The organism is Winslowiella iniecta, assembly GCF_001267535.1.
GTDB lineage: Bacteria > Pseudomonadota > Gammaproteobacteria > Enterobacterales > Enterobacteriaceae > Erwinia > Erwinia iniecta.
The window spans coordinates 100,398-114,549 of the sequence record NZ_JRXE01000007.1 but is presented as its reverse complement, the minus strand read 5'-3'; the positions used below and the strand labels follow the sequence as shown (position 1 = coordinate 114,549).

At 54.6% G+C, this 14,152-nt stretch carries 8 protein-coding genes; 2 read left to right on the top strand and 6 right to left on the bottom strand.

The annotated features are described in order from the left end of the window. Window positions 1-13: 13 nt before the first annotated feature. Together malQ and malP are read right to left on the bottom strand one after the other, a co-directional pair. Entirely contained in the window at window positions 14-2,083 is a 2,070-nt protein-coding gene (malQ, locus tag NG42_RS06540) for a 4-alpha-glucanotransferase (RefSeq protein WP_052898468.1), read from the bottom strand. An 82-nt stretch (window positions 2,084-2,165) separates the two neighbouring features. Next, window positions 2,166-4,574: a maltodextrin phosphorylase gene (malP, locus tag NG42_RS06535; RefSeq protein ID WP_052898467.1), complete on the bottom strand. Its 2,409-nt coding sequence runs from the start codon at window positions 4,572-4,574 to the stop codon at window positions 2,166-2,168. 524 nt (window positions 4,575-5,098) lie between these two features. Here malP and malT point away from each other — a divergent pair. Then, window positions 5,099-7,816, top strand: a complete 2,718-nt coding sequence (gene malT / locus NG42_RS06530) for an HTH-type transcriptional regulator MalT (protein ID WP_052898466.1) — start codon at window positions 5,099-5,101, stop codon at window positions 7,814-7,816. A gap of 40 nt (window positions 7,817-7,856) precedes the next feature. Here malT and NG42_RS06525 read toward each other — a convergent pair whose 3' ends face one another. From NG42_RS06525 to glpE, 3 genes are read right to left on the bottom strand one after another with little or no spacing between them, the layout of a single operon-like run. Beyond that, window positions 7,857-8,615, bottom strand: a complete 759-nt coding sequence (locus NG42_RS06525) for a DeoR/GlpR family transcriptional regulator (protein ID WP_052898465.1) — start codon at window positions 8,613-8,615, stop codon at window positions 7,857-7,859. 24 nt (window positions 8,616-8,639) lie between these two features. Continuing rightward, entirely contained in the window at window positions 8,640-9,467 is an 828-nt protein-coding gene (glpG, locus tag NG42_RS06520) for a rhomboid family intramembrane serine protease GlpG (RefSeq protein ID WP_241488318.1), read from the bottom strand. 42 nt (window positions 9,468-9,509) lie between these two features. Next, window positions 9,510-9,839 carry a thiosulfate sulfurtransferase GlpE gene (gene glpE, locus NG42_RS06515; protein WP_052898463.1) on the bottom strand — a complete coding sequence of 110 codons (330 nt, stop codon included), beginning with the start codon at window positions 9,837-9,839 and terminating at the stop codon, window positions 9,510-9,512. Window positions 9,840-10,069: 230 nt separating this feature from the next. Here glpE and glpD point away from each other — a divergent pair, with 230 nt between their 5' ends. Beyond that, entirely contained in the window at window positions 10,070-11,578 is a 1,509-nt protein-coding gene (gene glpD, locus NG42_RS06510; RefSeq protein ID WP_052898462.1) for a glycerol-3-phosphate dehydrogenase, read from the top strand. Window positions 11,579-11,639: 61 nt separating this feature from the next. Here glpD and glgP read toward each other — a convergent pair whose 3' ends face one another. Further along, complete coding sequence (gene glgP, locus NG42_RS06505; RefSeq protein WP_052898461.1) at window positions 11,640-14,087, bottom strand: glycogen phosphorylase; 2,448 nt, start codon at window positions 14,085-14,087, stop codon at window positions 11,640-11,642. Window positions 14,088-14,152 lie beyond the last annotated feature (65 nt).

Genomic DNA, 14,152 nt, shown 5'->3' with positions numbered 1-14,152 from the left:
CCCGTGTTAACAATTACCCCTTACGCCGCCGGTCGAGATCGTTAATCAGGCGATTAATAGGGGCATCGGCGAACATCGCTTCCAGCGTCATACTGAGCTTACGCCGCCAGTTGGGATATTGATCGGTCGTGCCCGGTACATTCACCGGTTTTTCCATATCCAGCCAGTCTTCCGGCTGTAAACCCAGCAGCGCACTGTGACTGTCGGCGATATAACGCTGCATACCGCGATTCAGCTCGGGCGTCATTGGCAGTCTCAGCGCACGTTTACCCAGCCGTTTTGGTACACAGCCGTGCTGATGCAGGGCATCGAGCAACGCCTGTCGCTGCTGCTGACGATTTTCATACAGCCCGCGCAAAATGTCTTTGTCAGGATACAGCCCCAGCTCCTCACCAAGGGTCAAATCACCGGCGCTCCAGAAACCGCGCAGCGTCGGTAAGTCGTGGGTGGTGGCGCTGGCCATCGACTGCGCTGGCCAGGCATCCGGCGCACGATAACATTCGGCCGACTCCTGTTCGAAATAGAGCACTTTCCACGAATAAACGCCGCTGTCGCGCAGTTTGCCGATAATCTCCACCGGCACGGTACCGAGATCTTCGCCGATGACCATACACTGATTACGCTGGCTCTCTAACGCGAGGATCGCCATCAAATCCTCCACCGGATAATAGACGTAGGCACCGTGGTCGGCGGTTTCGCCATACGGAATCCACCACAGCCGCAGCATCGACATCACATGGTCAATACGCAACGCACCACAGCTGGCCATATTGGCACGCAGCAGGTCGATAAACGGCTGATAACCGCGCGCCGCCATCACGTGGGGATCCATCGGCGGCAGACCCCAGTTTTGTCCCAGTGGACCTAAGATATCCGGCGGTGCACCGACCGAGGCTTTCAGGCAATAGAGTTCCCGGTCACACCAGGTTTCCGCCCCGCCTTCGGCCACGCCGACCGCCAGATCGCGATACAGCCCGATGGACATATTACGCTGCTGACTCTGCTGCCAGCACTGGTCGAACTGACGATTCGCCAGCCACTGCAACCATAGCCAGAAACGCACTTCCTGCTGATTTTTCTGGCAGAAAGTCTGTACGGCTGCGTTATCGGCATGCTGATACGCTTCCGGCCATACCGGCCATCCCCAGCGCTGCGCATCTTCTTTCAGCATCGCTGCATGCATGGCGTCGTAAGCCGCCTGGTAAAACAGGCTACCGCCGCCAAGGGTGATAAAGCGCTCAAAATCGGCGCAGGTTTCGTCCTGCTTATCGCGGGTGGAAAACTGCTGCCAGGCAAGGCGCAGCGCGGCAATTTTCAGGTCACTGACCGTCTGATAATCGACCCATTCACTGTCTCGCGCGCGGCTCAGCGCCTGCTGAGTAGCACTCTCCTGCCACCAGCGTTGCGCCGCTTCACTCTGCTGAAAATCCGTTACCTGTAAAACATCGATATAAATCACATTCAGCCAGCGACGCGAAGAGGGGCTGTACGGGCTGGCACTTTCCGGGTTGGCCGGATAGAGCGAATGGATTGGATTGAGGCCGATAAAATCACCGCCGCGATCGGCAATCTGATCCAGCATCATATGCAAATCGCCAAAATCGCCAATGCCCCAGTTTGTCTCGGATCGCACGGTATACAGCTGGACGCAGGCTCCCCACAGCTTTTTTCCGTCACGCAATGTCTGTGGCTCAAAGCAGCGCTTCGGCGCGACAATGATTCGGCATGGCCACTGCTGCTTGCCCTGCGTCAGGGTTAGCTGGTGGTAGCCGGTTGGCAGCCGGGAGGGCAATGTCAGGGTCTCGCCCGCCGCAATTTCGCCCTGATACGGCTTGCCGCTTTCAGTCTGCAACTGCCAGTGAAAATCCCCCTTGCCGCCCACCGGTAGCGTCAGCTTACCGGTGCCGCTGAGTACTTTGGCCGCCGGCAGCGGCGCAGCGCTGACTGGCTTCGGATTGCCCATCGCCGCCAGCAGACGCTGTTTCGTCGCGTCGGCAATCGCCTCTGGCTGACCTTTCGCATTGATATAGCTGGATGCAATACCGGCCGCTGTCGCCGCCTTATTAAGTTGTTTTGAATCCATCATTCACCTTGACCTGCCCATCAGGCGTCATTGTCGCAGCGAGCCGGATCAGCGCCCGACTCGCCAGTAAAACAGCCTGAAATCAGCCCTGCCGTTTGGCCTGCCAGATACGCTGCTGATAGTCGCGGATTGAACGATCTGAACTGAACATCCCGGTACGCGCGGTATTCAGAATCGCGGTACGGGTCCAGGCTTCCTGATCGCGCCACAAGGCTTCAACCCGCTGCTGCGCCGCACAGTAATCGGCGAAGTCTGCCAGCACCAGCCACGGATCGCCGCCTTTGGTCAGGCTGTGCAGCAGCATATCGAACGCGTGTTTATCGCCATTGCTGAAGAAGCCGTTTTCCAGCTCTTTCAGCAGGCTATCAAGATGTTTATCCTTCTTGCGCAGTTTTAGCGGGTCATAGCCTTTCGCTTTCAGCGCTTTCACTTCATCAACGGTATTACCGAAGATAAAGATATTCTCTTCACCCACCTGCTCGGCAATTTCGACGTTCGCGCCATCAAGCGTACCAATGGTCAGCGCACCGTTTAGCGCCAGCTTCATATTGCCGGTACCGGAAGCTTCATAACCTGCGGTGGAGATCTGCTCAGAAAGATCGGCGGCCGGGATCATCAGTTCCGCGGCGGTAATGCGGTAATCCGGGATAAACACCACTTTCAGGCGATCGCCAACCAGCGGATCGTTATTGATCTTCTCGGCGACTTTATTGATCGCATAGATGATATTTTTTGCCAGGTAGTAGCCCGGCGCGGCTTTCGCGCCAAACAGGAATACGCGCGGCACCATATCGCTTTTCGGGTTATCGCGTAGCTGGCGGTAGCAGTGCAGAATATGCATCAGCCCAAGGTGCTGACGCTTGTACTCATGCAAGCGCTTAATCTGGATATCAAACATCGCATCCGGATTCACCGTGATACCGGTTAGCTGATGAATATAGCTGGCCAGCCGGGCCTTGTTGTCATGCTTAATCTGGCGATAACGCTGACGGAAGGCGGCATCATCAGCCAGCGGCTCCAGCCCTTTCAGCGCATCCAGATTGTTCGCCCATTCCACTTGTAACGTGTTATCAATCAGCGACGCCAGCGCCGGGTTACACTGTTTCAGCCAGCGACGCGGCGTGATGCCGTTGGTGACGTTATGGAATTTATTCGGCCACAGCTGGTGATATTCCGGGAACAGATCCTTGACCACCAGCTCAGAGTGCAGCGCCGCGACACCGTTAACCGCAAAGCCGCTGACCACGCACAGGTTCGCCATCCGTACCTGCTTGTCATACACCACCGCCAGCTTCGCCCATACCGCTTCATCGCCTGGCCACTGTTTGTCGACCAACTTTTTAAAGCGCTTGTTAATCTCATGGATGATCATTAAATGACGCGGCAGCAGGCTGCGTACCAGCTTCTCATCCCAGCGCTCCAGCGCTTCCGGCATCAAGGTATGGTTGGTGTAGGCGAACACTTTACTGGTAATGGCCCATGCCGCATCCCACTCAAGCTGATGCTCATCCAGCAGCACCCGTAACATCTCCGGGATGGCGATGGTCGGATGAGTGTCATTCAGCTGAATCACTTCGTAATCGGCCAGTTCGGCGATGGCGCGTCCCGCCTGGTGATGACGACGCAGAATATCGGCGACTGAACAGGCACACTGGAAATATTGCTGCATCAGGCGCAGGCGTTTGCCCTCCTGATGATTGTCGTTGGGATACAGTACCTTGGTCAGTTTGGCGGCATCAATGCCCTGCTGCTCGGCCTGGAGAAATTTGCCGTCGTTAAACAGCGAGAAGTTAAACGGATGCACATGGGTTGCCTGCCACAGACGCAGCGGCTGCGCCACGCCATTGCGGTAGCCAATCACCGGCAGATCCCAGGCCTCACCACGCATCACAAAGCCGGGCTGCCAGCGATACCGACCGTCGTCACCCCGCACCACCTTACCGCCAACCGACACATCCACATCCAGTGCGGCATTATGGCGGAACCACGGGTAAGAGTGACGATGCCAGTCATCCGGCGCTTCCTGCTGATGACCATCATCAAATGACTGTCGGAACAGGCCATACTGATAATTCAGGCCATAGCCGATCGCCGACTGCCCTACCGTCGCCATTGAATCAAGGAAGCAGGCAGCCAGACGCCCGAGACCACCGTTACCCAATGCCGGGTCAACCTCCTCCTCCAGCAGTTCAGTCAGGCTGATCTGCTGGTCGGCGAGCACCGCCTGCACGTCATCATACCAGCCAAGGTTCAGCAGGTTATTGCCGGTCAGACGACCAATCAGAAACTCCATCGAAATGTAGTTAACATGACGTTGCTTTTTATCCGCTTTCGCCACCGGCTGGGCGGCAAGCAACTCTGCCAGCGCTCCGCTCACCGCCTGCCAGCGTTGATGGCTGGTCAGATCCTGCAACGAAGTCAGACCCAGATGTTGCCACTGGCGCGTCAGCGCTGCCTCAAAACGTGCCTTATTAAATTTTTGCTGCGACATAAATCTCTTCCGGTAAGTGAATAGTTTCGCGAAAAATTGATGCGCACATGCTGACGGTTGCGTTATCGCACAGCATCATCCTGTGAGGGGCTTAGACGGGGATGAGTTGCAGGGCGTAGCCATAAATGTGATCGCCAGCACTTAATTTAAGACGGCAATGCGAAAAAAAGCTCATTACTGGCCGCAATGAACAAAAAAAACTGCCGGCGATGCGGGTTTGAACGGTGAGCCGTTTTCGACTGCCGTCAGGGTGCTAACCTTCGGCACGGGCGGCGAGAATGCCGCCGCTACATATAAAACGTTGATAAAATTGATGACCACAGTTGATTATTTCGTAATGGGCGAGTCAGAAAGCTCTATGAAATATTAAAATTTGCGTAAGGAAGTGTGATGAGGTGCAACATAATGAATTCTCATTATCGCCCGTTCTTGCAATAGCCTGCCGACTGGCGGAATGTACTTAATTACACGCTGTAAAATAATTCCTTTTGTATCCTCCTATTTCGCACAGTGAAGTGTAAGCCATGCTGATACCATCGAAACTCAGCCGTCCATCGCGGCTTCAGAACACCATTGTTCGGGAGCGTTTGATTGCAAGGCTCACGAACATTAATTTTTATCGTCTGGCGCTGGTCACCAGCCCGGCAGGATATGGCAAAACCACGCTGGTTGCTCAGTGGGCCGCGGATAAAAGCGATCTGGGCTGGTACTCTCTGGACGAGAGTGACAACTATCCCGAACGCTTCGCCACCTATTTTATGGCGGCAATCCAGCAGGCGACCGGCGGCCACTGTGTTCGCAGCGAGGCGCTGGCGCAAAAGCGTCAGTACGCCAGCCTGAGCGCCCTGTTTTCCCTGCTGTTTGTCGAACTTTCTGAATGGCACCGTCCGCTGTTTCTGGTGATAGATGACTATCATCTGCTGACTAACGATGCCATTCATCAGGCGATGCGCTTTTTTATCCGTCATCAGCCGGAAAACCTGACGCTGGTGATCCTGTCGCGCAACTTGCCTTCACTGGGCATTGCTAATCTGCGGGTGCGTGAGCAACTGCTGGAAATTAACAGCCAGTCGCTGGCCTTTACCCACGGCGAGGCGAAACAGTTCTTTGATTGCCGTTTGCAGCAGCCGATTGATGCCACTCACTCCCAACGTCTGTGTGATGAAGTGGCCGGATGGGCGACGGCACTGCAACTGATTGCGCTGTCGGAACGCCAGTCCAATACTCCCACGCACCAGTCGGCACAGCGGCTGGCGGGCATCAATGCCAGTCATCTGTCCGATTATCTGGTTGATGAAGTGCTCGACTGCGTCGATGAGGCCACGCGTAACTTTTTACTGCGCAGCTCCGTGCTGCGTTCGATGAATGATGAGCTGATCGCCCGTATTACCGGCGAAGAGAATGGTCAGTTGCGTCTGGAAGAGACCGAGCGGCAGGGGCTGTTTTTGCAGCGGATGGATGACAGCGGCCGGTGGTTTAACTTCCATCCGCTGTTTGTCAGTTTTCTGCGTCAGCGCTGCCAATGGGAACTGGGTAGCGATCTGCACCAGCTGCATCGCGCGGCGGCGGAGGGCTGGATGGCGCTCGGGTTTGCCGGCGAAGCGATTCACCATGCGCTGGCCGCAGAAGATACTTTGTTGCTGCGCGATATCCTGCTTCAGCACGCCTGGTCACTGTTCAATCACAGTGAACTGGCGCTGCTGGAAGAGGGTCTGAAAGCGCTGCCGTGGCAGTTGCTGGTGGAAAATCCACGACTGATCTTATTGCAGGCCTGGCTGGCGCAAAGTCAGCATCGTTACAATGAAGTTAACCTGCTACTGGCACGCGCTGAGCAGGAGATGGCGATGCAAAAGGTCGCTATTGATGCGGTGCTGAGCGCCGAGTTTGATGCACTGCGCGCGCAGGTGGCGATTAATGCCGGTAAGCCCGATGAAGCGGAGTTGCTGGCCACTCAGGCACTGAATACGCTGCCGCTGGCAAACTATTACAGCCGTATTGTTGCCACTTCGGTTAAGGGTGAAGTGCTGCACTGCCATGGCGAATTAAGTCAGGCGCTGATAATGATGCAGCAAACCGATCAGATGGCGCGTCAGCATGATATCTGCCACTACGCGCTCTGGGCGCTGTTGCAGCAGAGCGAAATTTTGATTGCTCAGGGATTCCTGCAAACCGCTTTCGAAACCCAGCAAAAAGCCTTTGATCTGATTGATGAACAGGGACTGGAACAGTTACCGATGCACGAATTTTTGCTGCGCATCCGCTCACAGCTGCTGTGGTCATGGTCGCATCTTGATGATGCCGAGGCCGCCGCGCGCAACGGGCTGGAAGTGCTGGCTAACTTCCAGCCGCAGCAGCAATTGCAATGTCTGGCGATGCTGGCGAAATGCGCTCTCGCACGAGGCGATATGGACAATGCCCGTCGTCATCTTAATCGCTGTGAAAACTTGCTGGGTAACGGCCAGTATCACAGCGACTGGGTGACTAACGCCGACAAACCGCGCGTCATTTACTGGCAGATGACCAATGATAAAGTTGCTGCGGCTAACTGGCTGAGACTGACGCCAAAACCGGCGGATGCCGACAACCATTTTCTGCAAGGTCAGTGGCGCAATATCGCCCGCGCGCAGATTCTGCTCGGGCAATATGATGAAGCCGAAGTGGTGCTGGATGAGCTGAATGAAAATGCGCGTCGCCTGCGTTTAATCAGCGATCTCAACCGTAATTTACTGCTCAGCAACGCACTTTACTGGCAGACCGATCGGAAAAGCGAGGCGCAGAAAGCCCTGATCGAGTCGCTGTCGCTGGCTAATCGCACCGGCTTTGTCAGCCATTTTGTGATTGAAGGCGAAGCGATGGCGCAACAGCTGCGGCAGTTATTACAGCTGAATACGCTGCCCGAGCTGGAACAGCATCGTGCGCAGCGGATTTTACGCGATATCAACCAGCATCATCGGCACAAGTTCGCCCATTTTGATGAGACCTTTGTCACCCGGCTGTTAACTCATCCGCAGGTGCCGGAACTGATTCGCACCAGCCCGCTAACCCAGCGCGAGTGGCAGGTGTTAGGGCTGATCTATTCCGGCTACAGCAACGACCAAATCGCCGGCGAACTGGACGTCGCGCCAACCACGATTAAAACGCATATTCGTAATCTGTATCAGAAGTTAGGGGTGGTGCAGCGTCAGGAAGCAGTGCAGCAGGCGCAGCAGTTATTGCATTTGATGGGAATGGGTGTGGCGTAATGACTGACGGGCGGTGTTCCCACCGCCCGCAATCACTGATTCAGCACAGTTCCAGATGAACGTCATGCTGCTCAATCACTTTCATCACGCCCGGCGGTGGCGGCTCATCGGTATACAGATGGTCGATCAGGCTCATATTACCGAGGTTCACCATCGCATTACGACCAAACTTAGAATGGTCGGCCACCAGCATCACACAGCGCGAGTTCTCGATGATCGCACGCTTGGTGCGCACTTCATGGTAATCAAACTCCAGCAGCGAACCGTCCATATCGATGCCGCTGATCCCCAGAATGCCGAAATCGAGACGGAACTGAGAGATAAAATCGAGCGTCGCTTCTCCCATAATACCGCCATCACGGGTACGCACTTCGCCACCGGCCAGAATCAGACGGAAGTCCGGCTTGGACATCAGCAGCATTGCCACGTTGAGATTATTGGTCACCACCCGCAGATTATTATGGTTCATCAGCGCATGGGCGACAGCTTCCGGCGTGGTGCCGATATCAATAAATAGCGTGGCGCCATCGGGAATCTGGCTGGCCACCCGCTGAGCGATGCGCGCCTTTTCCGCTGACCACATCATTTTACGATCCTGCCACGCGGTATTTTCGGAGCTGGAAGGCAGCGCCGCGCCGCCATGATGACGCTGAATTTTATTCTGATCGGCCAGATCGTTCAGATCGCGGCGGATAGTTTGCGGGCTGACAGCGAAATGCTCCACCAGCTCTTCAGTACTGACATATCCCTGACGACGAACCAGATCGATAATGGCGTCGTGACGTTGCGTTTGCTTCACAAAAATCTCCGGACATTAACCTTTTTATTTGCGTACATGCCGCGTATCAACCAATGCCATTGCCAGCCCCACCAGCAGGCCGGTAACGTGCGCAGCATTGGCAATTGATAAGCCGAACACGCCGAAGTATCCAATAACCAGCCACAGGATAGCGAAAGCCATCAAACCGCGCTCAAGGTAAATTCCACTTTCGGGATCGCGCTCGCCTCGCAGCCACGCATAACCCATCAGTGCATAGACCACGCCGGATAAGCCGCCAAACCACACGCCGCTAAATTTTGCCTGCATCCAGCCGCTGAGCAGCGCCGAAATCAGCGTAATCACCACCAGTTTGCCGCTGCCAATACGCTTCTCTACCGCGCCGCCGAGATACCACCACCACATCAGATTGAATAAAATATGCAGCAGTGAGAAATGCAGCAAAGCATGGCTGAACCAGCGCCACAGCTGGAAATACTGGCCTTCTCCGGCTGGCCACGCCAGCCACGACATCACGGCGCGATCGCCGAGCAGCTGCATCAGAATATAGACGGCCACGCAGGCAATCATCAGCGTCATGGTCAGTGGCCCGGCGCGCTGGCGAATATTATCGAGCAGCGACACGCTGGAATACTGTAAGCCACTGGCGATATTGCCCGACTGCCAGCTGGCATCCTGATAACGCGGATGCAGCGGATCGCGGATAAACTGCTGAAGTTCGTTTTCGACCATCGCGGCTTGCGATTCATCCTGCAACAGGATATTCCAGCTGCCATCCTGATGTTCAATACGCAGGGTGACGCCGCGCGTCACCATATAGTCGACAAACGCCTGCGCCAGACGCGGATTGTTAAAATGAGTAATACGCATCATTGTTGCTGTCAGCCCTTGTGCTTGCCTGTATTAGGAGAAAGATTAACGCGTTCCCGCTTCAACCTGCTGCGGAAACGCCGCACGCCAGGCGTCAAAACCGCCGTCAATGCTGTAAGCCTGATCAAACCCCTGAGTCAGCAGATATTGCGCAGCACCTTTACTGCTGTTGCCGTGATAGCACATCACCAGCACCGGCGTATTGAGATCGGCCTGCTGCATAAAGGTGTTAAGTGAAACGTTAGTCAGATGGAAGGCACCGCTGGCATGGGCGGCTTCAAAGCTTTGTGGGTCGCGGATATCAACCAGCCGCGCCGCGCCTTGTTCCAGACGCTGTTGGGCCTGCTGCACACTGATACATTCAAATTGTTCCATGGTGTTTTCCAGTCAATAACGAAACGAATTGACGCTATTGTAACCTGAACCCGGCCGGCAATAACCAGACAAATGTTATGGCTACCAGGCTTTTATGTCGCTAATTATGTTACCTGCATCACGCATAAATGTTTTTATTCGGTTAACACTAGCATCGATGTTGGTTTCCGACTAATATAATGTTCGAAAACGAACATAATTGAGCTATTCCGAACATCGGAGGAGATGACGTGGAAACCAAAGACTTGATCGTAATCGGCGGCGGCATCAACGGTGCCGGCATTGCAGCAGATGCTGCAGGACGCGGACTGTCTGTGCTAATGCTGGAGGCGCAAGATTTGGCCTGTGCGACCTCTTCCGCCAGTTCAAAATTAATTCACGGTGGCCTGCGCTACCTGGAACACTATGAATTCCGCCTGGTCAGCGAAGCGCTGGCTGAACGCGAAGTGCTGCTGAAAATGGCGCCGCATATCGCGTTTCCAATGCGCTTCCGTCTGCCGCACCGCCCGCATCTGCGCCCAGCGTGGATGATCCGTGTTGGCCTGTTTATGTACGACCATCTCGGCAAGCGCACCAGTTTACCGGGCAGCAAAAGTTTGCGTTTTGGCTCAGATTCGGTGCTTAAACCTGAAATCGTGCGCGGTTTCGAATATTCCGACTGCTGGGTCGACGATGCGCGCCTGGTTGTGCTAAATGCTCAGGAAGTGGTGAAACGCGGCGGTGAAGTCCGTACCCGCACCCGCGTTACCCGTGCATGGCGCGAAAAAGGGCTGTGGATGGTAGAAGCAGAAGACGTGGACAGCGGTAAAACCTTTACCTGGCGCGCCAAAGGTCTGGTGAATGCTGCCGGTCCGTGGGTCAAGCAACTGTTCGACGATAGCCTGAAGCTGAAATCGCCTTACGGCATCCGTCTGATTAAAGGCAGCCATATTGTGGTGCCACGCGTTCATACGCAGAAACAGGCTTATATTCTGCAGAACGAAGATAACCGCATCGTGTTTGTGATTCCGTGGATGGACGAGTTCTCAATTATCGGTACCACCGACGTGGAGTACAAAGGCGATCCGAAGAGTGTCAAAATTGATGACAACGAGATCGACTATCTGCTGAACGTGTTTAACGCTCACTTTAAGAAAGATCTGGCGCGTGACGATATCGTCTGGACTTACTCCGGCGTGCGTCCGCTGTGTGATGACGAGTCCGACTCACCGCAAGCAATTACCCGCGATTACACGCTGGATGTGCGCGATGACGAAGGCCAGGCACCGCTGCTTTCCGTGTTTGGCGGTAAGCTGACGACGTATCGTAAGCTGGCGGAACATGCGCTGGAGAAACTGTCGAAGTATTACCCGACTATCGGTCAAGCCTGGACGCGCAACTGTGTGCTGCCGGGTGGTGATATCGCCGGTAGCCGTGAAGATTATGCTGCCAGCCTGCGCCGTCGTTACAGCTTTATCACTGAGGAGATGGCGCGTCACTATGCGCGGACTTACGGCAGCAACACCGAAAAGCTGCTGAAAGATGCTACCAGCCTTGAAGATTTAGGTGAGAACTTTGGTCACGACTTCTACGAAGCCGAGCTGCATTACCTGGTGCAACACGAGTGGGTGCGTGAGCTGGATGATGCTATCTGGCGTCGTACCAAACAGGGTATGTGGCTGAACGAGCAGCAGCAAGCGCGCATCAGCGAATGGCTGGCTACCCATCAGAAAAAACCGGCGTTATCGCTGGCGTCATAAACCCCCGCTCTGACCATAGGGGCGGCGTTCTCGCCGCCCTTCTTCCAACCAATACCCTTTTCTACAATCTTATCGGCGAGATATGCCATATCTCATCGGCATACTCCTGAATGGTACGATCCGACGAGAAGTAGCCCATATTGGCGATGTTGTAAGCCGCGCGGCGCTGCCACTCTTCCGGATGGCGATAGAGCTCATCCACCTTATCCTGTGTATCAACATAGCTGCGGTAGTCAGCCAGCAATTGATAGTGATCGCCAAGATTCACCAGCGAATCAAACAGGTTGCGATAGCGACCCGGTTCCTGCGGGCTGAACACGCCAGTGGCGATTTGCGTCAGCGCCTGGCGTAACTCAGGATCTTCATCATAGTACTGATGTGAGTTATAGCCGTTGCGTCTCAGCTCCTCGACCTGCGGCGTGGTATTGCCGAAGATAAAGATATTTTCTTCTCCGACGTGCTCCAGCATTTCGACGTTTGCGCCGTCCAGCGTGCCAATCGTCAGCGCGCCGTTGAGGGCAAACTTCATATTGCTGGTGCCGGACGCCTCAGTCCCTGCCAGCGAGATCTGCTCGGAAAGATCCGCCGCCGGAATAATGATCTGCGCCAGACTGACACCGTAGTTCGGAATAAACACCACTTTCAGTTTATTCTTCACCTGCGGATCGCTGTTGATCACCTTGGCCACGTCATTGATTAAATGAATAATATGTTTGGCAGTGTAGTAAGCCGACGCGGCTTTACCGGCAAAGATATTGACGCGCGGCACCCAGTTAGCAGTCGGATCGGCTTTAATGCGGTTATAGCGCGTAATGATATGCAGCACATTTAGCAGCTGACGCTTGTACTCGTGGATACGCTTAATCTGCACATCGAACAGCGCATTAGGATCGAGCACCACGTCGAGATTTTTTGCCACCCAATCCGCCAGCCGTTTTTTATTGTTCAGCTTGGCGTTGGCGATATCCTCGATAAAGGTCGGATAATCGATATGTTGCTTAATTTCACTCAGCTCACCGAGATCGGTACGCCAGGTGCGACCAATCGCCTCATCCAGCACACTGGACAGCGGCGGGTTAGCCAGCGCCAGCCAGCGACGCGGTGTTACACCATTGGTTTTATTGCAGAAACGGCCGGGGAATATTTTGGCGAAATCGGCAAACAGCGACTGCACCATCAGGTTTGAGTGCAGCTCTGAAACGCCATTCACCTTATGACTGATCACCACCGCCAGCCACGCCATACGCACCTGACGACCATTATTTTCATCAATAATTGAGATACGTGACAGCAGATCCCAGTCGTCGGGATAGTGCTCCTGAACGGTTTTCAGGAAGTAGTCGTTGATATCAAAAATAATTTGCAGATTGCGCGGCAAAATTTTGCCAATCATATCGACCGGCCAGGTTTCCAGCGCCTCACTCATCAGCGTGTGGTTGGTGTAAGAGAAAACCTGACAGGTCACTTCAAACGCCTCATCCCAGCTAAATTTATGCTCATCAATCAGCAGGCGCATCAATTCAGGGATCGCCAGCACCGGGTGAGTATCATTGAGGTGAATCGCGATTTTATTGGCAAGATTGTCGAAGGTCTGATGCATCGTCCAGTGCCGATGCAGAATGTCCTGCACCGTGGCCGACACCAGAAAATACTCCTGACGCAGACGCAGTTCCCGCCCCGAGTAGGTCGAGTCATCGGGATAGAGCACCCGCGACACGTTCTCCGAGTGGTTTTTATCTTCTACCGCAGCGAAGTAATCCCCCTGATTAAATTTACCAAGGTTAATTTCGTTACTGGCCTGCGCGCCCCAAAGCCGCAAGGTATTGGTCGCATCCGTATTGTAGCCGGGGATAATCTGGTCGTAAGCGGTCGCCAGCACTTCCTCGGTTTCGACCCAGCGCGCCTTACTGCCTTCATGCTGAATACGGCCACCAAAGCGCACTTTATAGCGGGTGTTAAAACGCTGAAATTCCCACGGGTTGCCATACTCCAGCCAGTAATCCGGTGACTCCGCCTGACGGCCATCGATAATATTCTGTTTAAACATGCCGTAGTCGTAGCGGATACCGTAGCCGCGCCCCGGCAGGCCGAGCGTTGCCAGCGAGTCGAGGAAACAGGCAGCCAGTCGGCCTAAGCCGCCATTGCCCAGTCCCGGATCGTTCTCCTCTTCTATCAGCTCGGCCAGGTCAAAGCCCATCTCTTCAAGCGCCCGGTTAATATCATCATAGATACCCATCGCCAGCAGCGCATTCGACAGGGTGCGTCCGACCAGAAACTCCATCGACAGGTAGTAAACCTGGCGCACATCCTGTGACAACTGGGCACGATTAGAACGCAGCCAGCGCTCCACCATTCGGTCACGTACTGCCAGCAGCGTTGCGTTAAGCCACTCATGTTTATTGGCAATGGAAGGATCTTTACCCAGCGTAAACATTAACTTATAGGCAATTGAATTCTTCAGCGCTTCAACACTGAGTGTCGGTGAGGCGTAGGTGAATGGTGCGTTCATATCAAGTATCCCCTGTGCTGTTTACAGCAAGCGTTGATAAAGATCGCGGTAGGCACGTGCGGCCA